We start from the raw sequence: 24,045 nt of genomic DNA, 5'->3' as shown, positions 1-24,045 counted from the left end.
GGTCCATGTAACCGGCAGGATCCGCCCTCCTGCAGGCCAATCCGCCTTTTACGTGGCGATGGATCGGACGATGTGAACCCCGGACGCTTTTCGGATCCGGAACCTAGATCAGGCCCTCTTTCCGGTACCACTCGATCTGCCGGCGGAAGCCTTCCCGGTGATCGACCGCGGGCGCGTAGCCGAGCAGCTTCCGCGCTTTGTCGATCGAATACTCCCGGTTCTTGGTGAAGAAGGCGACCCGGCGCGGATGCAGCGGCGGCTCGATCCCGAACGGCTGGCAGAGCGCCTCGCAGACCCGGCCGGCGAACATGATCGGCCCGACCGGGATGCGCAGGCGAGGTCTCGCGACGCCGAGCAGGTCGGCGATCGTCGCGGCAAGCTCGTTCAGCGTCGGATGGTCCGGCCCGCCGATCAAGAAGACCTCGCCGACCGCGGCGTCCTTCTCGCCGGCCAGCATGATCCCCGCCACGAGATCGTCGATGAAGACGAAATGGTAATGCGGCGTGCCGTCGCCGATCATGAAGAAGCGGCCCTTGCTGATCGGCCGGACCATCTTCAGGAAGCGGGTGTCGCCGGGGCCGTAGATCCCGCAGGGGCGCACGACGGCAAGCGGCATGCCGATCTCCGCCGAAAGCGCGCGCGCCAGCAGTTCGCCCTCGAGCTTGGTGTCCTGGTAGTCGTCGCCGGGGCCGTATTCGGTGTTCTCGTCGCCCGGCCCGTGCTTCACATGGCCGTGCACGCCCATCGTCGAGGTATGCACGAAGCGGCGGCAGCCGGCCGCCTTGGCGGCGCGGATCAGGTGGCCGGTGGCGTCGACATGGACCGCCTTCAGCACGGCGGGGCCGCCCTTCAGCTGGCGGAACACGGCGGCGACATGGAAGACCGTGTCGACGCCCTCGACGGCGCGGGCGCAATCGACCGGGTCGGTCAGGTCGCCCTCGAACATCTCGACTGCCTCGGGCAGGTCGCGGCGCGAACCGCCGGTGCGGACGAAGGCGCGTACCTGCGCACCCTCGGCGGCCAGGCGCCGGGCAAGGTTGCTGCCGGTAAAGCCGCCGGCGCCGGTTACCAGGACGGCCCGATCCTTCCAGAATCCGGTCATCGTCTGTCCCTTCCTGTCGTCGTCGCGACATGTCTCATTCGATCACCTCGAGCAGGGCCCGCATCTTCGCCTCGTAGGCCGGGCGGGAATAGTCCTTCTCGTAAAGCGCCTTCGCGCCCGCGATCACGGCCGCGCGCTTCTCCGCGTCGGTCAGAGCGGCAACAAGCGCCGCCGCCATGCCGTCCGCCGTCGGCTCGCAAAGGAAGCAGACGTCGTCGGTCAGCACCTGGGTATGCGAGCGGATCCGGGTCGCGACCAGCGGCACGCCGCTGGCAAGCTGCTCGTAGATCTTCAGCGGCGTGTTGGTACCGGTCGAGCGCGGCGAGGTGATGACGCTGGCCCGGCTGTTGTAGTATTTCGCGGTCACCTGCGGCACCCGGCCGGTCAGGATGACGTCGTCGGCGATCCCCTCGGCAGCCGCCAGGGCGCGGAATTTCGCGACCTGAGCCTCGCTGCCGCCGACGATCAGCAGCAGCGCCTCCGGGCAAGAGGCGTGCGCCCGGGCGAAGGCCGGGATCAGGATGTCGATTCCCTGGTAGGATTCGAGCGTCCCGGCATAGACGACGAGCGGTCGGTCGTCGGGCAGCGGCACCGGGTCCGGTGTCTCGCCTGCATTCGCCGGGTCCTTCAGCTTCACGGTGTCAAAGATCGAGTTCTCGATCAGGAAATGCCGCGACTTGTCGGGCACGCGGGCCTCGGCATAGTCGGCGAGTTCGGGGCAGATCGTGATGACCGCGTCGGCCGCCTTGAGCGCGCTGTTCTCGAGCCATTCGAACAGGCCGATCAGCGAGCGCGCGGTGGTGAACTTGTAGTTGGTGAGCTGCTCCGGCAGGCTCGAATGCATGTCGTAGACGAGCTTGTAGCGGAACAGCGGCTTGAAGAAGCGGCAGAAGAAGATCGCCTCCTCGTGGGCGTGGACGAAATCGTAGCGGTTGCGGATCAGCAGGCCGAGCGTCCAGAAGACGATGAAGACATCGAGCACCAGCTTCTGCCAGGACGGCCCGACCTTGATCGGCCCGAGGAAGGCAAGCCGCGGAATGCGGACGATCCGGACGCCCGGAATGTCGACATCCTGGCCCTCGCCATAGGTCAGCAGGTCGGCCTCGAGGCCGAGTTCGGCGGTCACCATGGTCCGGTAATAGACGCTGAACGGCGTGCCGCGCGGCGAAAAGAACGGCTGGGGCGCGATCACGAGAGCGCGGCGGGTCATCGGCGGGCTCCGTCGGGCGGGCAGGGAGTGCGGAAGGTCTGGTACATTGTCTCGCCCTAGTGCGGCAGCCGCATGCGGCTCTGGCTGATCAGGAACTCGAGCGTGCCGGCGCGCCGGCCGATCGTCGGGGGCGAGCCGTCGAGACCGCGCATCAGGCCGAGCAGGCCGGCGCCGGGCAGCGACCGGTCGATCGCGCCCTCGAGGCGGAAACCGTAGCTCGCGGTGCGGCGCTCCTCGCCCTCGAGCGGCAGCGGGTCGGAACCGGGCAGCACCGGGATCGTTGACCGGCCGGCGATCCGGAACCCCTCGGGCGTGCCCAGCAGGTCCGGACGGCCACCGTTGTCGCCGAGCAGGAAGGCGCCAAGCGCGCCACGTTCATCGAGAAGCTGGCGGAGCAGGCGGCCGCGTGCGAACCACCATTTGCCGAACCCCCAGGGGATGACCGGCAGCGCGCCCGACTCGCGGACCGCGATCAGCGTCTCGCGCGCCGGCTTCCGGTCGGGAAATTCCCGGTCGGTGCCGAGCGCATGCACCTCGAGCCCTTCCGACGTGACGATCTGGCGGCCGGCGACGAGGCCGAGCGTGGCGCCGTCCGCGGACACGGCGCGGAGCGAGATCGCCTCGCCGGTCGTCTCGAAGCGCCAGTCGCCGGCCTGCGCCGGGCCGTCGGCGCGATCGCGGCAGGCGCGGAAATGATGATCGCGGGCGGTCTCGGTATAGAGCAGCCAGCCCAGCACGCCGCCGTCCACGGCCCTGCCGCCGACGGCGGAGAAGTTGTCCCGCGCGGCGTCGAACAGCCGGACCTCGCCGAAACAGGGATAGCAGTGGACATGGGCATCGACGAGATGCGGACCGGCGAGGCGATCACCCTCACGATCGTCCGGTATCACCCTATCCGCCTTGTCCCGCACCTGTTCCACGTCGCTCCGTATCCTGGGTTGTTGCCTGGGAAGTTCAGTATTGTCAGAGAGATATTGCGATTTCCTTCGAACCGGCTTCAGCGGCGGCGGAAAATCACCTTGGCCGGGCTGCCCTCACAAACGGTGTTCCGCTTCAGATGCGAGGAGACCACCGAGTTCGGCGTCACGATCACCCCGTCCTCGATGACCGAGCCGTCGAGCACGACGACGTTCGAACCGAGCCAGACATTGTTGCCAATGGTGACGCCCTTGGAGGTGTAGCCCTGCTTCCGGATCGGCATGTCGAGCCGGTCATACTTGTAGTTGCCGCTCAGGATGACGACGCCGGGAGAGATCAGGCAATCGTCGCCGATGGTGATGCCGACCGCGCCGGCGGCGATGCAGCAGCCGACCGCGATCGAGGTGTCGTTGCCGATCGTGATGCGCCCGGTATCGGAGGCCTTGACCTGGGTGAAGCCGCTGACGCGGCTGCCCTTGCCGATCCGGATCGTGTCACCGAAATCGACCTCGGCGCGCGGACTGACGAAGCATTTCGAGCGCACGAGGTAGAGCGCCGTGATCAGCGCCCGCGGCATCAGGAACAGGGCGACAACGCGTCCGATCTTCATCTCCGGCAGGCCTCCTCAGCCGCGCAGCCGGGCGACGATCTCGCGGAGCTTGCCGATGCTGTCGATCGCCTGCACATCGGCCATCGAGAATTCGATGTCGTATTCGTCCTCGATCGCGGTGATGAGCTTGAGGTGATTGATCGAGTCCCACTGCTCGATATCCTCGTGCGTCATCTCGTCCCGGAGCTTGCCGACCCGGATATCGAAGATGTCGGCGATGATCTCGTCCAGTTCGTCGGCCACATTCTGGCTGTCGTGCATCTAACTACTCGTCCTTGGTCAATTGGATATGGTCGCAAGGCAACAGGGCTGCGTTCTCCGCCGCCAGCCGGTAGTTCTTGGCGCCGCTTTCAGGATCGCGCCCGGCCACGATGAAGCCCTGGCTCTCGTAGAGTTCGGCGACCGGCTGGTTTTTCCGGGTCGGAACATAGCGGCATTCTAGCGCCGGATAGCGGCCGCTCAGGAGATATTCTTCCTTCACGCTGTTGACGATCGCCGATTCGATCTCGCGTCCCATCGCCCGGCAGCTCATGACGAAACTGTCGATGGCCGGGACCTCGCCCTCGCGATCGATCAGGATCAGTCCGACGGTGCCCAGTTCGCCGAAGCGGTCCCTGACGTCGGCGACGCGTATGTCGAAACGGTCACCGGTCATGAAGCGCTCCACGTCGGCGGGGCTGTAGCGCATCGTCGTCGTGTTGAACTGGTTCGTCTTGGTGAACAGCTGGTGGATCCGGTCGGCGTCCTTCTCGACCGGATGACGGAAGATCACCTCGGTGCCGAGGCTCTTCAGATAGTCGTTCAGGTCGCCGGTCGTCTCGCGCGCCACGTCGCGCTTCTGGTTCTCCAGATACTGCCGGGCCTTGGCGCGGTCCTCGCCGGTGATCGAGAGGCGCTCGAACCAGGGCAGGGCGCGCAGGCAATCGAGATAGAGCGCCGGATCGTCCGGCATCTGCACGACCTTCACCTCGGGCAGCATCTCGCGGACCATGCCGCATTCGACCGGGTTGTCGTCGAGGAAGACGAGGCTGTCGATGCCGATATTGAGGCTGGCCGCGATCGCCTTGAGGCTCTCGTGCTTGTGGTTCCAGTTGACCTGGACGGCCGAGAAATCCTCGAGCCGGAGCGGCATGCCGGGCCGCCGGGCGAAGACTTCCTCGACGTCGGCGGGATTGTTCTTGCTGGCGATGCCGAGGATCACGCCGCGCTCCTTCAGCGCGACGATGCCGTGCTGGAAGGCGAGGAAGGCTTCGCCAACCGGATCGCCCGGTCCGACCTTGACGCCGTCCGGCCCCTCTTCGCCGACCACCCCGCCCCACAGCGTGTTGTCGAGATCGAGGACCAGGCATTTCCGGGTCAGCCCCTTGAGCGCCACGAGATAGCGGAACAGCTCGCCGGCGAAGGCGGGCAGCAGATGCTCGTCCCATTCGCGGCGGGCAAGGAAGGTGAGGCGCGGGCTGAAGGCGCGCTCGGTCCCGACCCGGGCGACGAGTCGGTCGAGATCGAACAGCGTCGCCCGCGCGGTTTCCCTGCAGAGTTCGAGGATGTCGAGATTGAGCCGGGCATAGAAGGCACGCTCGCCATCCGGGTCGTTGAGATCGGCGATCCCGGCATGCAGCGCCGCGGGGACCGGGAAATTCGCCACCAGGATGGTCGCCTGCGTCGCGTTCTTCGCCGCCGCCAGCCAGTCCGCGACATGGCCGACGATGCGGTTCCGTTCGGCGGCCCGCTGTTCGCCGTCGAGCGAGGAGAAGCGGAAGGCGATATCGGGTGCCAGTTCGCGCAGGCTGAGGGTGAGCAGGATCAGGTCGGGGGCAAAGGCATGCAGGCCGGAGGCCGGGTTCATGACCTCCTGGTAATGCTGGCCGAAGGCGCCGACGTGGCTCGCGGTCGCCAGGCCGCCGCAGGCGGCCCGGATGTCGACATAGTCGGGCAGGGGCTCGACGGTGAGATTGCCGAGATAGGCGATCTTCGCCCCCGGTGCCGGGGCAAGGCGCTTCAGCTTGCGATGGAGGAAGCTGATCTCGCCGGGCTTCAGGCTGTCGAAATCGACCGTGGCAAGCCGTGCCAGCGCCTCCGCCGGGTCATCGATTTCCCGAAAGGCCGTCTTCAGTTCCGCGATATCCATGGTCCGTCGTCCGGTTTTCTCTGTCGGCGCGAGGCTGGCCGGGCGGCCGCGTCCCCGCTCTCGTCGCACCGCCGCGATTCGGGCGTCACGTCCGGCCGATTATCACACGGGGATTGCGCCCCCGCGACGGTCGGCGTGCGTCCGGCCGGGCGGCTAGACGATTTTCTCGATGCGATATTCTCGCAGATCCTTTGAATGGGTGAAGATGATGATTTCGCCGATCAGGCCGACCGACATGGTCTGGATGCCGAGCAGGATCAGCAGGCTGCCGATGATCAGCGCCGGCCGGTCGGACAGGGCCTGGTCCTGGAACAGCCGCTCGATAATGACCCAGAGATCGACGAGGCCGCCGACGCCGATCATCCCCGAGCCAATCAGGCCGAAGAAGCGGAGCGGCTTGCGGGTGAATTTCAGCAGGAAGTAGATCGTCAGGATGTCGAGCATCCGCCGGGTATAGACCCCGAAGGAATAGACCCGGGGCCGGGCGTCGCTCTCGTGCTGCGGCAGCACGATCTCGGTCACCTTGAAGCCCTGGCGTTCGGCCAGCAGCGGCAGGAAACGGTGCTGGTCGCCGTAGAGATCGACTTCCTCGAACAGCTCCCGCTTCAGCGCCCGCACGCCGCAGCCGAGATCGTGGAAGCTCGAACCGAGCAGGAAGCGGAGCGCGCCATGGAAGAGCCGGTTCTGCAGCTTGTTGAAGCCGGCGTCCAGACGCGGGCCGCGGCAGGCGATCGCCATGTCCTTGTCGGCAAGGGCCTCGACCAGCGGCGCCAGGTGATCGGGCTTGATCTGCAAGTAGGCGGGCAGGGTGACCAGGATCTCGCCGCGGGCATTGCGGAAGCCGGCGGTCAGCGCCGCCGCCTCGCCGAACCACTGGCTGAAGGCGATGATGACGATATTCTCGCCTTCGCCCTTTAGGGCCTCGAGGGCGGCCATCATTTCCGGGTATTCGCCGTCGAGCACGTAGATGAATTCGAAACTCTTGCCGGTCGCCTCGATACCGGCCTTGTAGACGCGGTAAACTGCGGCCGGGTCGTCGTAACGCTCGGTTACGGGGACGATGACGGAGATATCGGGCTTTTCGCTCATGTCACGTTCTGCTTGCGGTTGTCCGGCCAGACGGCACGGGCGGAAAGATGGACGAAATTCTCGCGGCGGAGCGTGCCGGTCTTGAAGATGAGCACGACCAGGAGCATGGCGAAGCCCATCTGGGTGGCCATCGCGCCGAACAGCAGCGACATGCCCATGAAGACGACGCTCGCCTCGCCGGAGAAGAAGGCGTTGACGAAGAAAACCATCGACAGCACCGACGCGATGGCGAAGAGACCGGAGAACATCTTCATCGGATGCTTGGCGACGGTCAGGATCGATTTGATCGCCAGCAGGTCGAACATCACCTTGTAGACCCGCGAGAGGCCGTACTTCGAGTTCCCGAAGCGGCGCGCGTGGTGCTTCACCTTGACCTCGGCGATGCGCGATCCGGCCAGGGAACTCATGAAGGGAATGAAGCGGTGCATCTCGTTGTAGAGCGAGATCCGCTTGATCAGCGCCGCGCGGTAGACCTTCAGCGAACAGCCGTTGTCCTTGATCGGGACGCCGGTGATCTTGCCGATGATCCAGTTGGCGATCTTCGACGGCAGGATGCGGGTGAAGAACTTGTCCTGCCGCTTGTGCCGCCAGCCGACGACCAGGTCGTAACCCTCGCCGATCTTCGCGACCATCATCGGGATGTCGGTCGGATCGTTCTGCAGGTCGCCGTCCATGGTCACGAGGATCTCGCCGCGGGCATGTTCGATGCCGGCGGCCATGGCGGCTGTCTGGCCGTAGTTGCGGCGGAACTTGACGACCCGGACGCGGGGGTCGTGGTCCTTCAGCGCGGCGGCGCGCTCGAAGGTCTCGTCCCGGCTGCCGTCGTCGACGAAGACGATCTCGTAATCGAGGTCGCCGTCGGCGAGCGCCGCGACAATCGCGTCATGCATCGGGGCGACATTCTCTTCCTCGTTGTAAAGCGGAACGATGACCGACAGCTTCGGCGACGCGGTCACCTCTGGCGCGCTCTCGATCGGATCGCTCTCTGCACTGCTGCGCTGCAACGTCATTCCCCGGAAGCTGTCCGTTTCCCCTGCCGATGAGGTAGCATAGGGATATTTTGAAAGGCTTAACAGCGACGCCCGGCGAGCGGAAGTGTCGCGACCCGGATATGTGACCGCCATCGCCGGCTTTCCATCTTCGCCCCGCGGGGAGAGAGCAACCCGGCGCCTGCGCAACCGCAGGCGGAAGGCGGCCTCCGGGATGCGCGGCGGGCGGTCGCGTGCGCGTTGACCCTGCCTCCGGCGCGCCTCTATGGTGACCGATCAGGCACGTTGCCCAAGCAAAACAAACCATCCGGGAGGAATGCCCCATGCTGTCGTCATTCAAGGGCCGGCTCGTCGCGACGGCGTTCGGCGCCGCCTTGGCCGCTGCCGCGCTCGCACAACCGGCGCAGGCGGCCGAGAAAGTCGTCGTCTGCGCGCTCACCTTCGTGTCCTCCTCGCCGCTCTTCATCGCGGCCGACAAGGGCTACTACGCCGAAGAGGGGCTGGAAGCCGAGTTCAAGTTCTTCCGCGCCGCCCAGCCGGTCGCCGTCGGCATCGCCTCCGGCGATTGCGATTTCGGCGTCACCGCCTTTACTGGCGGCTTCTTCAATCTCGCCGGCAAGGGCGCGCTCAAGGTCATCGGCGCCCAGAGCCGGGAGGAGCCGGGCTTCGATTTCGTCGGCTTCCTGGCCTCGAACCAGGCCTACGAGGCCGGCCTGAAGTCGGTCGAGGATCTGCCGGGTCACAGCTTCGGCATGACCCAGGTCGGCTCGTCCTTCCACTACAATATCGGCCTGATGGCCGACAAGTTCGGCTGGCCGGACGACGCGGTCGCGCTGAAGCCGCTGCAATCGGTGCCGAACATGATCGGCGCCATCAAGTCGGGCCAGGTCGATTCGATCGCCCTGCCGGCCCATATCGTCGCCGGCCTGACCGGAAGCGGCAGCGCCAAGCTGATCGGCTGGGTGCATGACTACACGCCCTGGCAGCTCGGCGGGCTGTTCACCTCGGCCAAGAATGTCAGCGAACGGCGCCCGGTCGTCGAGGCCTTCGTGCGCGCCTACCAGCATGCCGCGCGCGACTATCACGAGGCGTTCAACAAGCTCGAGAACGGCAAGCGGGTGTTCGGCTCCGAGGCCGAGGCGCTGGTCCCGATCATCGAGAAATACACCAAGGCGAAGCCCGACGCGATCTACGCCGGCTCGCCCTTCATCGACCCGGACGGTCGGCTCAAGGTCGACCAGATCTACCAGCAGGTCGCCTGGATGAAGAAGAAGGGCCTGGTCGACGAGAGCGTCGATCCGAAGAGCTTCCTCGACCTGTCGTTCATTTCCGGCCACTACGGGGTTCCGGCGAACTGAGCCGGGCGGAACGCGCATGGATCTTATCGTCGAGGGCGTCAGCCATCGTTACGGCGAGGTGCAGGCCCTCGACGATATCAACCTGCGTGTCGCCGACGGCGAGACGCTGGCGCTGATCGGCCCGTCCGGATGTGGCAAGTCGACGCTGCTTTCGATCATGGGCGGCATCCTGGCCCCGAGCGAGGGCCGGGTCGCCGCCGAGGGGGCGGCGCCGGACGGCTGTCTCAACCCCTTCACCTACATCTTCCAGGATTTCGCCCTGCTGCCGTGGCGAACGGTCGCCGGCAATGTCGGGCTGCCGCTCGAGCATCACCGGTTCGACGGCGACGGCCGCGCCCGACGGATCGCCGAGGCGCTCTCGCTCACCGGTCTCGGCGAGTTTGCCGATGCCTATCCGAAACAGCTTTCCGGCGGCATGCGCCAGCGTGTCGGGATCGCCCGCGCGATCGCGGTGCGGCCGGCGCTGCTGCTGCTGGACGAGCCGCTCTCCGCGCTCGACGCCCAGACCCGCGAACTGCTGATGGAGGATCTGATCCGGATCTGGGCGCGGGAACGGACGACCTCGGTTTACGTGACCCACAACCTGAACGAGGCGGTCAGGCTGGCCGACCGGGTCGCGGTGCTGTCCCGCCGTCCGGGCCGGATCAAGGAGATCGTGTCGGTTCCCGTGCCGTTGGACGAACGGACCGAGCGACGTCATGCCGACCTGATCGAGACGATTCGCGAACAGCTCTGGCGGCTGATCGTCGACGAGGCCAAGGACGCGGATCGCGAGCTGGAGTCGGTCGCGTGAGCATCGGGGACAGCGGCAAGGAAACATCGGTCCGCTTCCGCGGCGGCGGTTTCGCGCCGCGGCCGAAGCGCTGGGCCTCCTGGCTCGCCTTCGCGGTTATCATTTCCGCCTGGCAGATCGCCTCGATGAGCGGGGCGCTGCCGGCGCTGTTCCTGCCCAGCCCCTACGAGATAGCGCTGGCGCTGCAGGCGATCGCCGCCGACGGCACCCTGGCGCGGCATCTGGGCGCCAGCCTCGGGCGCATCGCCTGGGGCTGGTCGCTCGGCACACTGGCCGGGCTCGCCGTCGGGATCTCCATGGGAATCTGGTCGCTGGCCCGCAGCGTCGGCATACCGATCGTCTCGGCGCTCTTCCCGATCCCGAAGATCGCGCTGCTGCCGCTGCTGATCCTGTGGTTCGGCATCGGCGAGCCAAGCAAGGTCGCGACGATCCTGCTCGGCGTCTTCTTCCCCACGGTGATCAGCGCCTACAGCGCCGTCGACAACGTGCCGCGCAACCTGATCCGGATGGGCCAGAGCTTCGACATGCCCTACGCCCAGATCGTCCGCAAGATCGTCCTGCCGGGCGCGATGCCGGGCATCCTCGCGGGCTTCCGGATCTCCTCCTCGATCGCGCTGATCCTGCTCGTCGCCGCCGAGATGATCGGCGCCGAGTTCGGCATCGGCGCCTTCATCCTTTCGGCCGGCAACCTGATGCAGACCGACCAGCTGCTTGCCGGCGTGGTCCTGCTCTCGATGCTCGGGCTGCTGATCAGCGCGCTGTTGGCGCGCCTCGAACGCCGGGTGCTGAAATGGCGCTGATCCCCGAAATCGCCGTCCGCACGGTACGGCGGGAAAGTCCGGCGCGGGCCCCGCTCGCCGTCGACATCTGCGTCGTCGGCAGCGGCGCCGCAGGCACCAGCGCGGCGCTCGAGGCAGCGGCGCTCGGCAAGCGGGTGGCGATCGTCGATGCGGCGCCGTCGCCGGGCGGGCAGGCGGTGTCGTCGCTGATCGGCACCTTCTGCGGGCTCTATGGCAACGGCCCCGACCCGATCCGCGTCACCTACGGGGTCGCGGGCGCGATGCTGGCGGCGCTCAAGGCGAAAGGCGTCGCCCATGCCCGTCCGGCCCGCAACACGCGGATCGTGCTCTACGACGAGCAGGCGCTCGCCCGCTGGGTCGAGGACAGCCTGCTCGACGCCGACGTGCTGCCGCTGTTCGGCGCGGTGCTGCGCGGCGCGGAAGTCGCGAACGGCCGGGTCGCGGCGCTCGACCTCGCCAGCCGCTGGGGCGATCTCAGGATCGAGGCCGAGGGCTTCGTCGACGCGACCGGCGACGGCGCGCTCTGCTGGCTCGCCGGGGCCGAACTGCAGCAGCCGGAGACGCCGATCTGGGGGTCGGTGATGTTCACCCTCGAAGGCGTCGACGGGGCGAAGGCCGGCGCGATCCCGCGCCCGGTCATCCACGACGCACTGCGCGCACGCGGCCGCGACCACGGGCTCTGTCGCGAGGACGGCTTCGTCTTCCCGGTGCCAGGCCGCGACATCGCGCTGGTCAACATGACCCATATCGAAACGCCGCTCGACCCGGTCGGCGGCAGCCGCGCGGTGCTTTCCGGCCGCGCCCAGGTCGACCGGCTGGTCGGCTTCCTGAAGGCGGAATTCCCCGACGCCTTCGCCGGCGCCTCGGTGCGCAGCTACGGCTTGCCGGGAATCCGCCAGACCCGATGGATCCGCGGCCGTCATCGCATCACGGTGGACGAGGTCCTGTCCGGCACGCGGCCCGCCGACGCCATTGCCCGCTGCAGCTGGCCGATCGAGCTGCATTACGCCGCCGACGCCGTCCATTGGCAGGAGTTCGGCGACGATCACATGCACTACGTGCCGTTCGGAGCGATGACCCCGGCGGCACTCGGCAATGTCGTGGCGGCCGGGCGCTGCATCGACGGCGATCCCGCGGCGCTGTCGAGCGTCCGCGTCATGGGGCCGTGCATCGCGATGGGGGCTGCGGCGGCGCATGCGCTCGATCTCGCAGGCGCGGGCTCGGTGCATCAACTCGACATCGCCGCCCTGCAGGACCGCGTCCGCGACAACCTGCAAGGCGTCGAGCGGGACACCTGGTAAGACCCTAGTCCTCCCGCACGCTGACCTTCTCGGCGAGCCAGATTTTCGCCTGGTCGATCCGGCTCGCGGCATCGCGAACGGTCGGCAGGCTGATGCTCGTCTCCTGCGCCTCCGCCTTCAGGACGCGGATCTGGCGCTCGAAGTCGGCATCGTCCTGAAGCAGGACATATCCCGCGAGCAGGGTCAGGGCGATCATGGCAATACGCATTACGAAACCTCACGATCTTCGGCGGCGATCAGGTTGCCGCCAGATTCGCTTCCCCCTTGGAGAAGCAAATGCCGTGCCGGAGAAAGCCCAATGATTTCAATGGTTCGTTAAGGTTAATTGATAGCCGGAGTGAAAAAGTGTCGGAAATTTTTCCGCAAATGTTCGCGATACGCGCGGAACGGAAGGCATGTTCCCGCAGTCCGTGTCCGGGGGGCCGCGACGGTTGACTTTGTCCCGGGCGCACGGCTGATTAACCGCTGGCACCGGGTACCGAAGCGGATCGTGCATGGCCTATCCGACCCCCGAGAACGAGCGAGCGCGCCTGGAGAAGCTGCGCAGTCTCGATATCCTCGACACGCCGCCCGAGGCGGCCTTCGACCATGTCGCGCAATCAGTGGCGAGCGCGCTCGACGTGCCGATCGCCCTGGTCACCCTGGTCGACGCGGAACGGCAATGGTTCAAGGCGCGCTACGGCATCGGCGACAGCGAGATGCCGCGCGACATCGCCTTCTGCGCCCATTCGATCATGGGCGACGAGCCGCTGGTCATCCCGGACGCCCGGTCGGACAGCCGTTTCGCCGACAATCCGCTGGTCGTCGGACCGCCGAACATCCGTTTCTACGCGGGCGCGCCCCTGCGCACCGCGAACGGCATCAATCTCGGGACCGTTGCCGGCATCGACATACGCCCGCGTGAACTCGACGACCGGATGCGCCGGATGCTGGTTCACTCGGCGGCGCTCGTGGTCGAGATTCTCGACTTCCGCCATCGCGCGCAACAGGTCCTCGAGGCGGAGCAGTCCGGCCGCCTGACCGCCGAGGCGGAGCGGCAGGAGCGGGAGAAGCGGCTGAACGATTCCGAGGAGATGCTGCGCCAGGCGGCCGAGATCGCCGGCCTCGGCTATTATGTCTGGGACGCGGTCGCCGATCGGTGCGTGTTCTGCTCGGAAGCCTACGCCCGGCTGCACGAACTGTCGGCGGAAGAGTTCATGGCCCGCGCCTCGACGCTCAGCGGCGATATGGGCCTGACCCATCCGGAGGACCGCGAACGGGTCCGCTCGGCCTATCGCGAACTCCGCGGCGGCAAGCCGATCGACATTCGCTACCGCAGCCTGACATCGGACGGACGCGACTGCCATGTGCGCGAGATCGCTCGCCCGGTGATCGACGGGACGGGCCGGGTCGTGCAGGAAATCGGCACCGGTCAGGACGTGACCGAGCTGGTTCGCACGGAAGAAAGCCTCCGCCAGACCCAGAAGATGGAGGCCCTCGGCCGTCTGACCGGCGGTGTCGCGCATGATTTCAACAACCTGCTCATGGTCATCCAGGGCAACGCGGAGATCCTCCAGTCGCTCGACAACGCGGCGGTCGACGCCTATGTCGGTCCGCTGCTCCGCGCCGCGCAGCGGGGCACCGAGCTGACCCAGCGGCTGCTTGCCTTCGCCCGCCGCCAGACGCTCAAGCCGCAATCCCTCGATCTTGCGGAACTGGTCGACGGCATGATCGCGTTGCTGGAGCGGAGCCTGGGCGAGGCGATCCGCATCGACGTCAACGTCGAGGCCGGACTCTGGAACTGCCGTGCCGATCCGGGCCAGATCGAGAACGCGCTGCTCAATCTCGCGATCAATGCCCGCGACGCGATGGACGGTAGCGGCACCGTGGCGATCCGGCTCGGCAATGCCAGGCTCGACGAGAACAGTCCCGAGCGGGAGGCCGACACCCGGCCCGGGGATTATGTCGTGCTCAGCGTCGCGGACAGCGGCGTCGGCATGGCGCCGGCTGTCCAGGCGCGGATCTTCGAACCCTTTTACACGACCAAGCCGGTCCGCAAGGGAAGCGGCCTCGGCCTGCCGATGGTCTTCGGCTTCGTCCGCCAGACCGGCGGCCAGATCTCGGTCGACAGCCGGCCGGGTGCCGGCACCACCGTGCGCCTCTACCTGCCGCGCGGATCGCTGCCGCGGAATACCGTCACCCGGCCCGTCGGTACGGGCGCCGCCCCGGCCGGGACCGGCGAGCGCGTGCTGGTGGTCGAGGACGATGCGGATATCCGCGCCCTCTCGGTTCAGATGTTGCGGGGCCTCGGCTACGAACCGCAGTCGGCGGCCGACGCGGCGGCGGCGGAACGCCTGCTGGAAGACCAGGACGAGACGCCGCCCGCGGCCATCCTGTGCGACGTGGTCCTGCCGGGCGGGATCAGCGGTCCCGAGTTCGTCGTGAGCGTCCGCCGCCGCCATCCCGATATCGCGGTGATCTTCATGTCCGGCTATTCCGGGGGCGCGATCGACGGGCTGACGCAGGGCGAGCGTCGCGACCCGCTGCTCCGCAAGCCGTTCCGCCGCGCCGAACTGGCGCGCCTGCTGCGCGAGGCGCTCGGGACGGAATAGCCGCTGTGCGTCAATGCCTCGGAACGCCGGACCGTCGATACAGGCCAATTTTTCGCTGAAACCTGGTGAGCGCGGCAGGACTCGAACCTGCGACCCGCTGATTAAAAGTCAGCTGCTCTACCACCTGAGCTACGCGCCCCAACCAAGGCGGGTCGGAACATAGGGGGCAGGGCGGAAGGGGTCAAGCGCGCTTGCGCCTCGCCGCCGTATCGCCGTCTGCGTCGCTCTCCGCCGTTGCAGAGGCGGGTTCCCGACACTAGGTTGCCAAGGCGACCCAACCAGTTTCGATACCGTCGGGAGGATTTCCGTGCAACACCGCTTTCTCGTGCCCCTCATCGCCCTTGTCTTCAGTATCGCCGCCGGTGCGATCGGGGCGGGCAGCGCCTCGGCGCAGGCCAAGCTCGATCCGGAGAACACGCTGGTCATGGAGATTCCGCAAGGCAAGGTGGTGATCGCCATGCGTCCCGACCTGGCGCCGAACCATGTCGCGCGGATCAAGGAGCTGACCCGGGCCGGTTTCTATGACGGGCTCACCTTCCACCGGGTGCTGCGCGGCTTCATGGCCCAGACCGGCGATCCGAACGGCGACGGGTCCGGCGGTTCCGACAAGCCTGACCTGAAGGCGGAATTCTCGCGCGAGCCCCATCGCCGGGGCACCGTCTCCATGGCGCGCAAGGGCAACAGCGTCAATTCCGCGAACAGCCAGTTCTTCATCTGCTTCGACGACGCGTCGTTCCTCGATGGCCAGTACACCGTCTGGGGCGAAGTCGTGGAAGGCATGGACGCCGTCGACCTGATCAAGAAGGGTTCGCGCTCGAACAACGGCACGGTGAAGGACCCGGACCATATCGTCAGCCTGCGCGTGCTGGCCGACATCCTGTAACGGCGGCCGCGTCGCGGCGGAGGAGGGGAGCCTTGTCGCAGTCATCGAATGAACCCGGAACGTTCGCGGCCCGGAAGAACGCGCTCGGCCAGGAGACCGGGTTTCCGGTCCCCGGCTGGACCGCCCGGCCAAGGCCGCCGCGCACGGCGATCGAGGGACGGTTCTGCCGGATCGAGCCGGTCGACCCGGAACGCCACGCGGCCGATCTGTTCGAGGCCAACAGCGACGATGCCGAGGGGCGGAACTGGACCTATCTGCCCTACGGCCCGTTCGCCGAACCGGCGGGCTACCGCCGCTGGCTCGAGGCGACCTGCCAGGGCGACGACCCCCTGTTCCACGCGATCGTCGAGCGGGCGGGCGGCCGGGCCGTCGGCCTCGCCAGCCTGATGCGGATCGAACCCGCGGTCGGCGTGATCGAGGTCGGCCATATCAACTATTCGCCGCGCCTGCAGGGGCGGGCGGCGGCGACCGAGGCGATGTATCTGCTGATGCGCCGGGTCTTCGACGAGCTGGGCTATCGTCGCTACGAATGGAAATGCGACGCCCTGAACGGGCCGTCGATGCGGGCCGCCGAACGGCTCGGCTTCCGCTACGAGGGCACCTTCCGTCAGGCGACGATGTACAAGGGCCGGAACCGAGACACCGCCTGGTACTCGATCCTCGACCGGGAATGGCCGGCACTGCGGCAGGCCTTCGAGCGCTGGCTCGACCCGGCGAACTTCGACGGCGACGGCGGGCAGTTGTCGTCGCTCTCGGCGCTCACCCGCGCGGCCGCCGCCGATCGGGCGACGGCCGGGAGCTAGTCATCGGCGCCGTTCAGATGCAGCGGCCGCCGTCGACCTCGAGCGCCACGCCGGTGATGAAGGCGGCCTCGTCGGAGGCGAGGTAGAGCGCGGCGTTCGCCAGATCCTCCGGCGTCGACATGCGGCCGAGCGGGATGGTGGCGAGGAACTTCGCCCGCATTTCCGGCGTATCCTTCTCCGATCCGCCCATGAATTCGGCGGTCATGCCGGTCAGCGCGACCACCGGGCAGAGGCAGGTGACGCGGATCTGGTCGGCGGCCAGTTCGACCGCCATCGACTTGGTCATCGTGACCACCGCGCCCTTGCTGGCATTGTACCAGGTGAGCCCGGGGCGCGGGCTGAGCGCCGCGGTCGAGGCGGTGTTGATGATTGCCCCGCCGCCGCGCTTGCGGAGCGCCGGGACGACCGCCTTCGAGGTCAGGTAGATCGACTTCACGTTGACCTCGAAGATGCGGTCGAAGACCTCTTCCGGGACATCCAGCATCGGGCCGTTGCGCTGCGGCACGCCGGCATTGTTGACCATGATGTCGAGGCCGCCCTGTTCGGCGACCGTGCGGTCAACCATCGCCTGGATGGCGGCGCCGTCGGTGACGTCGGTTGCCGAGGCGGTGGCGCTGCCGCCGGCGGAACGGAGCGTCGCCGCGACCCGTTCGGCCGCCTCGGCATTCATGTCGCAAACCACGACATGGGCGCCTTCGCGGGCGAAGCGCCTGGCGATGCCCTCGCCGAAGCCCGATCCCGCACCGGTCACAATCGCCACCTTGCCCTTCAACCGCATCCTGAAACTCCCGAGAATGGACCCGTTATCCGATAGGGATCCGTTTTAGGCGCGACCGGAGGGGGGCGCAAGGGGACCGGGATCAGGCCGGCACGAGCGGCGCCTCCATGCCGTCCGGCAGGCTGCCGACATAATGCGACGCGGGACGGATCAGGCGCCCCGTCGCGGCCTGTTCGAGGGCATGCGCGGTCCAGCCGAGAACCCGTCCCATGGCGAAGGCCGGGGTGAACAGCGCCCGGTCGAGACCGACGGCATCGAGCAGGATGGCGGTGTAGAACTCGACGTTGGTGTCGAGGCGGCGGTCCGGATAGCGCTCCCCCAGGATCGCCAGCGCCGTCGCCTCGACCTCGGCGGCGAAGGCGAGCCGCCGGTGTCCGGTGCCGAGCCCGCGGACCACTGTCTTCAGCACGTCGGCGCGCGGATCGCGCCGCCGGTAGATCCGGTGCCCGAACCCCATCAGCCGCTCGCCGCCGGCCATCCGGGCCTCCAGCCACGGGCGGATCGCGTCCGCGCCGCCGCTCGCGGCGATCTCGTCCAGCATGTCGAGGACCGGCCCCGGCGCGCCGCCATGCAGCGGACCCTTCAGGGCGCAGATTGCCGCGACCACGCTCGAGATCACGCCGGCCGCCGTCGAGGCGACGACCCTGGCGGCGAAGGTCGAGGCGTTCATGCCGTGATCGGAAACCGTGACCAGGTAGGTCTCCAGGGCGCGCACGATCTCGGGCTCCGCGTCACGGCCGTCGAGCATGCGCAGGAAGTCGGCGACATGGGTTGCGCCCGGCCGCGGCAGAACCGGCTTCCGGCCTCGGCTGGTGCGCCAGTGGGCGGCGATGATCACCGGGATCGCGGCGCTCGCCAGCAGGTGCGGCGGCATCGGCGCATCGTCCGGCAACAGCGCGATACCGGCCCTGAGCGCCTCGATCGGGGAAAGCGGCGCGAGCGCGCGCATTTGCGGCAACAGCTCGGCGGCGACATGGATGCGCGCCTCGCCGAGGGCCGCCTCGATGTCCGCGGGCTCCTGCGCCGCCGGCGTCAGGCCGCGCCAGAGCCGGCTGGCGATCTCGGCGAACCGGGCCCGCGCGGCCAGGGTCTCGACCGTCTCGCCGGCAATCACGAGACGGGCGGCTTCGCCGTCAACCATGCTGAGCCTTGTCTCGGCGGCGACGACACCTTCAAGTCCTGCGTTCATGTTCTTCTCCGTCCGTGAAATCGTTCGACTGGATATGACGGAGAAATTGCCCTATCATTCACATTGATCAATCTTGATTAAAACAATCAAGTCATGGCATCCGAAACGGCGATCGCGGGCAAGAGCTATCTGACGGCGCGGGAGGCGGCGACCGAACTCGGCGTCAGCCGGGCGACCCTCTATGCCTATGTCAGCCGCGGCATGATCCGGTCAGAACCGGCCGCGAACTCGCGGGAGAAACTCTACCTCGCCACCGATGTCCGCGCACTCCGGGCACGGAAGTCGCCGCGCTCGGCCGCCGACGTCGGGGCGGAGGCGCTGAAGTTCGGCCCACCGGTCATCCGTTCTTCGATCTCCCTGATCGAGGGCGGGAGGCTCTATTACCGGGGGCGCGATGTCGCCGCGCTGGCGGAAAGCGCATCGCTGGAAAGCGTCGCCGGGCTGCTCTGGCGAACGGAGGCACGGGATCCGTTCGCCCTGCCGGCGCCGGCGCTGCCGATACTCGGCGGGATGGCGTCGCCGGGCCCGGCGCGGGCCCAGCAACTGCTGGCCGCGGTTGCCGCGGAGGACGACCGGGCCTTCAACCTGACCGCCGGCGGCGTCGCCGAATGCGGGGCACGGATCGCGCGGACACTGGCCGCCGCCTTCGCCGGCACCGATCGCACCGACGTCATGGCGCTGCACCTCCAGCTGGCCCGGGCCTGGGGAATCGACGATTCAGGCGGGCGCGAGCTGATCCGCGCCGCCCTGGTGCTGGTCGCCGACCACGAACTGAACGCCTCGGCCTTCACCGCGCGCTGCGTCGCCTCGACCGGCGCGACACCCTATGCCGCGGTGACCGCCGGGCTCGCCGCCCTGCAGGGGCCGCGCCATGGCGGGCAGACGGCGCAGGTCGGCGCCTTGCTGGGGGAGGTCTCGGACGACGTCCGTGGCGCCCTGCTGGCGCGCATCCGGCGCGGCGAGACGCTGCCGGGCTTCGGCCACCCGCTCTACCCGGAAGGCGACCCGCGGGCCGCCAAGCTGATCGCCATGATGCGGATGCGGCGGCCGACCTTCCCGACGATCGCGGCCGGCGACGAAATCGCCACGACGGTTTCCGAACTGCTCGACCGGCGGCCGAACATCGATTTCGCACTGGCTCTCATGGCCCGGGAACTGGCGCTGCCGCCGGGCGCCGGCTTCGCCATCTTCGCCCTCGGCCGCAGCATCGGCTGGATCGCCCATGCCCAGGAACAGTATGACAGTGGCGAGATGATCCGCCCGCGGGCGCTTTACGTGGGGGAATCGCCGCGCCATTCCGGCCCGGCCGACGACTGAACGCCGCTCAGGCGGCGATCCGGCTGCGCACCCGCTCGGACGGGAACAGCATGGCCACCGTGGTGCCGATGCCGACCGTGCTCTCGATGGTCAGCGTACCGCGATGCAGCTCGACCAGGCGGCGCGAGAGCGGCAGGCCGAGGCCCGTGCCCTCGTATTTCCGGTTGAAGCTCGAATCGATCTGCGTGAAGGCGCTGAGCGCCCTCGGGATATCCTTCTCGGCGATCCCGATCCCGCTGTCGACGACGGCGATCGACATCGTGCCGTCGCCCAGGATCGTGCCGACCACGTCGACATTTCCGCCGGCCGGGGTGAACTTGATGGCATTGGTCAGCAGGTTGATCAGGACCTGGCGGATCAGCCGTTCGTCCGCGTAGAGGCGCGGGAAATCCGCCGCGAGCTTGTTGTTGAGCGTGACCCCGCCCTCGGCTGCCCGCTCCTTGACCAGGCGGAAGCAGCCGCCGACCGCGTTCCCGACATCGACGGTCGCCTCGCGCAGCTCCTGCTTGCCGGATTCGGCCTTCGAAAGGTCGAGGATATCGTTGATCAGGCTGAGCAGGTGACTGCCGCTCTCGTAGATGTCGTCGGCATATTCCAGATACTTGGCCGAGCCGACCGGGCCGAACATCTGCCCCTGGATGATCTGCGAGAAGCCGATGATGGCGTTGAGCGGCGTGCGCAGCTCGTGGCTCATGTTGGCAAGGAACTCGTTCTTGGTGCGGTTGGCGAGTTCGGCCTGTTCCTTGGCCGCACGGAGCGTGTCCTCGTAGCTCTTCCGTTCGGTGATGTCGCGGACGACGACCTGGGTCAGCGGCTGGTCGGTGAAATGCACCCGCGTTGCCTCGATCTCCGCGTTGAAGAAGGCGCCGTCGACCTTCACGAGCCGGAAGTCATGCAGCACCATCGGCTTGCTATCCAGCTTGATCTCGACCAGGCGCGAGCGTTCGGCGAGCTTGTCGCGCTCTTCCTCCTGGAAGAACTCGAAGATGTGATGGCCGACGACCTCGGCCGGATCGCTGGCGGCGACCATGCTGATCGTCGCGCGATTGGCATAGACGATCCTGCCGTCGTCATGCAGCAGGATGGCGTCCGGCGAATTCTCGACCATCTGGCGGTAGCGGACCTCGCTCTCGCGAAGCAGGTCGGCCTCGCGACGCTGTTCCGTGACGTCGAGATAGCTGAACACGAAGCCGCCGTCCGGGAGCGGCGTCTGCTGGGCGCGGATCGAGCGGCCACCGGGCATCTTGAAGTCGCTGCGATGGGCCTTGCCATGGCGCAGGCGCAGGCGGAAGCGCTGCAGCTCGGGCTCGATCCGCGACTGATCTTCGAGCCGGCGCGCGGCGAGCCAGCGGAAGATCTCGGTGAGCGGCGTGCCGATCCGCAGCAGGCTATCGGGGAGTTCCAGCAGTTCCTGGTACTTCGGGTTCCACCCGGCCAGCCGGAGTTCCTTGTCGGAAACCGCGAACGCCTGGTCGACGCTGTCGAAGACGGCCTGCAAGAGCGCGGTCTGTCCGGCCAGTTCGTCGGTCTGTCGCTTGCTGTCGGTGACATCGCTTTCCAGCACGGCGACGATGCCGTTGCCGGAACGGAATTCGTTCATGCTGAACCAGCGGCCGTCGACTGTCTGCTCCACGAACGGCGCCCGCGCGGGCACGGCGATCGGCTCGTCCTTCCGGTTCGCCGCCGCCAGTTGCCGCCACAGCCGGCGCTCGCTCTCGAACTTCGAATGCCGGAGAATCTCGCTCCGCTGCGTTCCCGGCGTCAGTAGCGGCGCAAGGCTCGCATGTTCACGCTTGAACTTGCGATTGCAGAGCACGAAACGGTCGTCGCGGTCGAACAGCGCGAAGCCGTCGGGGAAGCTCTCGATCGCCTCGACGAGCTGCTCGTGCAGCTGATCGCCGCGGGCCCGGCTTTCCTCGAGCGCCGCGGCATGGGCCCGGGCCTGGGTCACGTCGTGGAACAGCAGGATCCGCCCGCCGTTGCCGAGCCGGCGGGTCGACCACTGGATCGTCAGCCCGTCGGTGGTGGTCAGGTCCATCCGGCCCTCGGGCCGGTCGAGGAATTCGTGATGGGCGCGCCGGGCCGTCTCCAGCGTCTCGCGGTCGGCGCCCCGGCCGTGCCGCTCGGCGGCCTGGTCGATCAGCTCGTGCATCCCGATACCGGGGACCATGATGTCGGCCACCCCGGCATAGATCTCGCGCGCGCGGTTGTTGCAATAGCGCAGCCGGTCGTCCTGATCGAGGATCATCAGGCCATCCGGGTGCTTCTCGAAGCTGTCGCAGATATCGGTCGCAATCGCCGCGTCCGGCAGGATTCCGCCCGGCCGGAAGGCGAGATAATAGCCGAGCGCCGCCGCCAGGAGGGTTCCGGCGGCACAGAGGAGAGGATCGTGAAAATATGCCGATACGGCCGCGATCCCGGCGACGGCGAGAAGGAGCGCGAGCTTCCGCGGGCGTCCCTGTCGCCTATTCAGCCGAAAGATCCTGGGAAGCGGCATAGGCATGTTGCGACTTTGCGAAACCTCGACGCGAAGGGGAGCGGTTCTGCTCCAGAGGTTGTGCGAGTCTGCTTCTTTCGCCTTAATAATCCCTTAACCGACGGCCGTAAGCGCCCGTCAGCCGTCGTTCGCGAGCGGGCGGCGCGGCGCCAGGGCCCGGCTTTCGACACGGATCCGCCAGGCCAGGAGCAGCGCGTTCAGGAGACTGAAGACGGCGGCGATCTGCCAGGCGCCGAAGATCAGCGGCGCCAGGGCGATCTCCAGGACGACGACGAGATAGTTCGGATGCCGGAGCAGGCGGTAGGGCCCGCGCCGGACCAGCGGGGCGCCGTCGACGGTCAGGATGCGCGTCGTCCAGTAACGCCCGAGGCTGGCCAGGGTCCAGTAGCGCAACCCCTGGACGACGACGAAGAATGCCAGGAGCGGGATCGATGCCGGGGCGTTCCAGGGCACCCCGACGGCCAGCGCGACCAGCCAGCCGCCGTGCAGCAGGATGAACAGCGGGTAATGCCGGGCGCCGACCTCGCGGGCGCCGGCGGCCCTCAACCGGCCCTCGTTCCGACGCGCATAGGCGAGTTCGCCGAGCCGTTGCAGGACCAGATAGAGCAGAACCCAGCCGAGCGTCGTCACGCCAACTCTTCGAGCAGCAGGAAGGCGGCGCTGAAACCCGGGCCGAGCGAACTCAGGAGGCGCCGCCGGCGGCGGTCGCCAAGCGATCGTTCCAGCACGAAGAGAACCGTCGCCGCCGACATGTTGCCGTATTGCCGGAGCACCGCCCGGGCCTCGACCAGCCCACCCGGCGGCAAGCCGCAGATCTCTTCCAGCGCGTCGAGTACCTTGGCCCCGCCGGGATGCGGCACGAAGGTATCGATGTCGCCGGGCGCGAGTTCGTGACGGCGCAGGAAGTCCGCGAGGATGCCGGCCATGTCGCGGCGAACGAGCGTCGGGATATCGCGGGAGAACTGCACCTCCAGCCCGTCGTCGCGGACATTCCAGCCCATGATGTCCAGCGTGTCGGGCCAGGTATGCTCGGCCGTCGCGGTGATCGCCGGACCCTCGAAGCCGTCGCGGCAGGTCACCAGAGCCGCGGCGGCGCCGTCGCCGAACAGGGCGGTCGCGATGACGTTGCTCTTCGAGCGATCCCCGGCCCGGAAGGTCAACCCGCAGAGTTCGACCACGAGCAAGAGGTAGATCCTGTCCGGATTGGCGCGGGCGAGCGCGGCGGCGCGGGCCAGGCCGAGCACACCACCGGCGCAGCCCAGGCCGAAGATCGGCAACCGCTCGGTATCGGGGCCGAAGGGCAGCCGCTGCATGAGCAGCGCATCGAGGCTCGGCGTGGCGATGCCGGTGCTCGATACCGTCACGATGCCGCCGATATCGGCCACTTCCAGCCCGGCCCGGGCGATGCAGTCCTTCGCCGCCGCCGCCAGCAGCGGCACGGCATTCTCCAGGTAGAGCCGGTTGCGTTCCTCGAATCCCGGCTCGGTCAGATACCAGTCGATCGGCACGCAGGAATAGCGGGTCTCGATCTCGGCATTCTCGTAGACCGGCCTCAACCGCTCGAAGTCCCGGACCCGGTCGCCGAACAGCCGGGCCGCCCCCGAGGCAACGTCGGGCTGGTCCAGGCGATAGCGCGGCACCGCCGTCGCCATCGATATCAGTCTCGGCATATTCGTCATGGTCGCGATG

22 protein-coding genes and 1 tRNA gene are annotated in these 24,045 nt (G+C 67.7%); 8 read left to right on the top strand and 15 right to left on the bottom strand.

All coding sequences use genetic code 11. The features are described from left to right. Positions 1 to 103: 103 nt before the first annotated feature. From OCH7691_RS11800 to OCH7691_RS11765, 8 genes are all read right to left on the bottom strand, one after another. A complete protein-coding gene (locus tag OCH7691_RS11800; RefSeq protein WP_085883747.1) occupies positions 104 to 1,102 on the bottom strand; it encodes an NAD-dependent epimerase/dehydratase family protein in 999 nt (332 codons plus the stop codon). Between the two features lie 34 nt (positions 1,103 to 1,136). After that, on the bottom strand, positions 1,137 to 2,312 hold the full coding sequence (locus OCH7691_RS11795; protein WP_085883746.1) for a glycosyltransferase: 1,176 nt from the start codon (positions 2,310 to 2,312) through the stop codon (positions 1,137 to 1,139). A gap of 56 nt (positions 2,313 to 2,368) precedes the next feature. Beyond that, entirely contained in the window at positions 2,369 to 3,232 is an 864-nt protein-coding gene (locus OCH7691_RS11790; RefSeq protein ID WP_085883745.1) for a hypothetical protein, read from the bottom strand. A 77-nt stretch (positions 3,233 to 3,309) separates the two neighbouring features. Beyond that, positions 3,310 to 3,840 (bottom strand): acyltransferase, encoded by a 531-nt coding sequence (locus OCH7691_RS11785; RefSeq protein ID WP_085883744.1) that lies wholly within the window; start codon positions 3,838 to 3,840, stop codon positions 3,310 to 3,312. A gap of 15 nt (positions 3,841 to 3,855) precedes the next feature. Further along, positions 3,856 to 4,101, bottom strand: a complete 246-nt coding sequence (locus OCH7691_RS11780; RefSeq protein ID WP_085883743.1) for an acyl carrier protein — start codon at positions 4,099 to 4,101, stop codon at positions 3,856 to 3,858. A 4-nt stretch (positions 4,102 to 4,105) separates the two neighbouring features. Beyond that, positions 4,106 to 5,968 carry an HAD-IIIC family phosphatase gene (locus OCH7691_RS11775; protein WP_085883742.1) on the bottom strand — a complete coding sequence of 621 codons (1,863 nt, stop codon included), beginning with the start codon at positions 5,966 to 5,968 and terminating at the stop codon, positions 4,106 to 4,108. 153 nt (positions 5,969 to 6,121) lie between these two features. After that, positions 6,122 to 7,057 carry a glycosyltransferase gene (locus tag OCH7691_RS11770; RefSeq protein ID WP_085883741.1) on the bottom strand — a complete coding sequence of 312 codons (936 nt, stop codon included), beginning with the start codon at positions 7,055 to 7,057 and terminating at the stop codon, positions 6,122 to 6,124. Then, positions 7,054 to 8,061: a glycosyltransferase family 2 protein gene (locus OCH7691_RS11765; protein ID WP_217807944.1), complete on the bottom strand. Its 1,008-nt coding sequence runs from the start codon at positions 8,059 to 8,061 to the stop codon at positions 7,054 to 7,056. The genes OCH7691_RS11770 and OCH7691_RS11765 overlap by 4 nt, the downstream gene beginning before the upstream one ends. A 308-nt stretch (positions 8,062 to 8,369) precedes the next feature. Between OCH7691_RS11765 and OCH7691_RS11760 the strand changes: the two genes are divergently transcribed. From OCH7691_RS11760 to OCH7691_RS11745, 4 genes are read left to right on the top strand one after another with little or no spacing between them, the layout of a single operon-like run. Next, complete coding sequence (locus OCH7691_RS11760; protein ID WP_085883739.1) at positions 8,370 to 9,404, top strand: ABC transporter substrate-binding protein; 1,035 nt, start codon at positions 8,370 to 8,372, stop codon at positions 9,402 to 9,404. A gap of 16 nt (positions 9,405 to 9,420) precedes the next feature. After that, entirely contained in the window at positions 9,421 to 10,197 is a 777-nt protein-coding gene (locus OCH7691_RS11755) for an ABC transporter ATP-binding protein (protein WP_085883738.1), read from the top strand. Next, a complete protein-coding gene (locus tag OCH7691_RS11750; protein ID WP_085883737.1) occupies positions 10,194 to 10,997 on the top strand; it encodes an ABC transporter permease in 804 nt (267 codons plus the stop codon). Before OCH7691_RS11755 ends, OCH7691_RS11750 begins: the two co-directional genes overlap by 4 nt. Continuing rightward, the gene (locus tag OCH7691_RS11745) at positions 10,988 to 12,298 is read left to right on the top strand and encodes an FAD-dependent oxidoreductase (RefSeq protein WP_085883736.1); all 1,311 of its coding nucleotides are present in this window, start codon (positions 10,988 to 10,990) and stop codon (positions 12,296 to 12,298) included. The genes OCH7691_RS11750 and OCH7691_RS11745 overlap by 10 nt, the downstream gene beginning before the upstream one ends. 4 nt (positions 12,299 to 12,302) lie before the next feature. On the opposite strand, the gene OCH7691_RS11740 is transcribed toward OCH7691_RS11745, so the two are convergent. Then, positions 12,303 to 12,506, bottom strand: a complete 204-nt coding sequence (locus tag OCH7691_RS11740; protein WP_085883735.1) for a hypothetical protein — start codon at positions 12,504 to 12,506, stop codon at positions 12,303 to 12,305. Between the two features lie 286 nt (positions 12,507 to 12,792). On the opposite strand from OCH7691_RS11740, the gene OCH7691_RS11735 reads away from it, so the two are divergent. After that, a complete protein-coding gene (locus tag OCH7691_RS11735; RefSeq protein WP_085883734.1) occupies positions 12,793 to 14,889 on the top strand; it encodes an ATP-binding protein in 2,097 nt (698 codons plus the stop codon). A 63-nt stretch (positions 14,890 to 14,952) separates the two neighbouring features. Here the strand turns inward: OCH7691_RS11735 and OCH7691_RS11730 are convergent. Then, positions 14,953 to 15,028 (bottom strand) — tRNA-Lys (locus OCH7691_RS11730). Positions 15,029 to 15,313: 285 nt separating this feature from the next. Between OCH7691_RS11730 and OCH7691_RS11725 the strand changes: the two genes are divergently transcribed. Both OCH7691_RS11725 and OCH7691_RS11720 read left to right on the top strand, forming a co-directional pair. Next, positions 15,314 to 15,772, top strand: coding sequence for a peptidylprolyl isomerase (locus OCH7691_RS11725; RefSeq protein WP_085884439.1), 459 nt, complete (start codon positions 15,314 to 15,316; stop codon positions 15,770 to 15,772). Positions 15,773 to 15,804: 32 nt separating this feature from the next. Continuing rightward, entirely contained in the window at positions 15,805 to 16,575 is a 771-nt protein-coding gene (locus tag OCH7691_RS11720; RefSeq protein ID WP_085883733.1) for a GNAT family N-acetyltransferase, read from the top strand. Between the two features lie 13 nt (positions 16,576 to 16,588). On the opposite strand, the gene OCH7691_RS11715 is transcribed toward OCH7691_RS11720, so the two are convergent. Both OCH7691_RS11715 and OCH7691_RS11710 read right to left on the bottom strand, forming a co-directional pair. After that, positions 16,589 to 17,353 carry a glucose 1-dehydrogenase gene (locus OCH7691_RS11715; RefSeq protein ID WP_085883732.1) on the bottom strand — a complete coding sequence of 255 codons (765 nt, stop codon included), beginning with the start codon at positions 17,351 to 17,353 and terminating at the stop codon, positions 16,589 to 16,591. 82 nt (positions 17,354 to 17,435) lie between these two features. Further along, the gene (locus tag OCH7691_RS11710; RefSeq protein WP_085883731.1) at positions 17,436 to 18,542 is read right to left on the bottom strand and encodes a citrate synthase; all 1,107 of its coding nucleotides are present in this window, start codon (positions 18,540 to 18,542) and stop codon (positions 17,436 to 17,438) included. Between the two features lie 93 nt (positions 18,543 to 18,635). Here OCH7691_RS11710 and OCH7691_RS11705 point away from each other — a divergent pair, with 93 nt between their 5' ends. Continuing rightward, positions 18,636 to 19,859, top strand: coding sequence for a citrate synthase family protein (locus tag OCH7691_RS11705; protein WP_085883730.1), 1,224 nt, complete (start codon positions 18,636 to 18,638; stop codon positions 19,857 to 19,859). Positions 19,860 to 19,866: 7 nt separating this feature from the next. On the opposite strand, the gene OCH7691_RS11700 is transcribed toward OCH7691_RS11705, so the two are convergent. The 3 genes from OCH7691_RS11700 to OCH7691_RS11690 form a co-directional block, all read right to left on the bottom strand. Then, complete coding sequence (locus tag OCH7691_RS11700) at positions 19,867 to 22,362, bottom strand: PAS-domain containing protein (RefSeq protein WP_085883729.1); 2,496 nt, start codon at positions 22,360 to 22,362, stop codon at positions 19,867 to 19,869. 111 nt (positions 22,363 to 22,473) lie between these two features. Further along, positions 22,474 to 22,986: an isoprenylcysteine carboxyl methyltransferase family protein gene (locus tag OCH7691_RS11695; protein ID WP_085883728.1), complete on the bottom strand. Its 513-nt coding sequence runs from the start codon at positions 22,984 to 22,986 to the stop codon at positions 22,474 to 22,476. After that, the gene (locus OCH7691_RS11690; protein ID WP_085883727.1) at positions 22,983 to 24,035 is read right to left on the bottom strand and encodes a type III polyketide synthase; all 1,053 of its coding nucleotides are present in this window, start codon (positions 24,033 to 24,035) and stop codon (positions 22,983 to 22,985) included. Before OCH7691_RS11690 ends, OCH7691_RS11695 begins: the two co-directional genes overlap by 4 nt. Positions 24,036 to 24,045 lie beyond the last annotated feature (10 nt).

Origin of the sequence: Oceanibacterium hippocampi (genome assembly GCF_900172325.1) — a bacterium.
In the GTDB taxonomy this organism is placed as follows: domain Bacteria; phylum Pseudomonadota; class Alphaproteobacteria; order Sneathiellales; family Sneathiellaceae; genus Oceanibacterium; species Oceanibacterium hippocampi.
This window is presented reverse-complemented; position numbering and strand designations above follow the sequence as displayed.

Bases quoted from the DNA above. Each gene is read 5' to 3' on its own strand.
- OCH7691_RS11755 (WP_085883738.1), top strand. From the start codon at position 9,421: ATGGATCTTATCGTCGAGGGCGTCAGCCATCGTTACGGCGAGGTGCAG.
- OCH7691_RS11735 (WP_085883734.1), top strand. From the start codon at position 12,793: ATGGCCTATCCGACCCCCGAGAACGAGCGAGCGCGCCTGGAGAAGCTG.
- OCH7691_RS11725 (WP_085884439.1), top strand. From the start codon at position 15,314: ATGGAGATTCCGCAAGGCAAGGTGGTGATCGCCATGCGTCCCGACCTG.
- OCH7691_RS11690 (WP_085883727.1), bottom strand. From the start codon at position 24,035: ATGACGAATATGCCGAGACTGATATCGATGGCGACGGCGGTGCCGCGC.
- OCH7691_RS11795 (WP_085883746.1), bottom strand. From the start codon at position 2,312: ATGACCCGCCGCGCTCTCGTGATCGCGCCCCAGCCGTTCTTTTCGCCG.
- OCH7691_RS11745 (WP_085883736.1), top strand. From the start codon at position 10,988: ATGGCGCTGATCCCCGAAATCGCCGTCCGCACGGTACGGCGGGAAAGT.
- OCH7691_RS11705 (WP_085883730.1), top strand. From the start codon at position 18,636: ATGGCATCCGAAACGGCGATCGCGGGCAAGAGCTATCTGACGGCGCGG.
- OCH7691_RS11780 (WP_085883743.1), bottom strand. From the start codon at position 4,101: ATGCACGACAGCCAGAATGTGGCCGACGAACTGGACGAGATCATCGCC.
- OCH7691_RS11800 (WP_085883747.1), bottom strand. From the start codon at position 1,102: ATGACCGGATTCTGGAAGGATCGGGCCGTCCTGGTAACCGGCGCCGGC.
- OCH7691_RS11770 (WP_085883741.1), bottom strand. From the start codon at position 7,057: ATGAGCGAAAAGCCCGATATCTCCGTCATCGTCCCCGTAACCGAGCGT.
- OCH7691_RS11740 (WP_085883735.1), bottom strand. From the start codon at position 12,506: ATGCGTATTGCCATGATCGCCCTGACCCTGCTCGCGGGATATGTCCTG.
- OCH7691_RS11715 (WP_085883732.1), bottom strand. From the start codon at position 17,353: ATGCGGTTGAAGGGCAAGGTGGCGATTGTGACCGGTGCGGGATCGGGC.
- OCH7691_RS11785 (WP_085883744.1), bottom strand. From the start codon at position 3,840: ATGAAGATCGGACGCGTTGTCGCCCTGTTCCTGATGCCGCGGGCGCTG.
- OCH7691_RS11760 (WP_085883739.1), top strand. From the start codon at position 8,370: ATGCTGTCGTCATTCAAGGGCCGGCTCGTCGCGACGGCGTTCGGCGCC.
- OCH7691_RS11775 (WP_085883742.1), bottom strand. From the start codon at position 5,968: ATGGATATCGCGGAACTGAAGACGGCCTTTCGGGAAATCGATGACCCG.
- OCH7691_RS11710 (WP_085883731.1), bottom strand. From the start codon at position 18,542: ATGAACGCAGGACTTGAAGGTGTCGTCGCCGCCGAGACAAGGCTCAGC.
- OCH7691_RS11700 (WP_085883729.1), bottom strand. From the start codon at position 22,362: ATGCCTATGCCGCTTCCCAGGATCTTTCGGCTGAATAGGCGACAGGGA.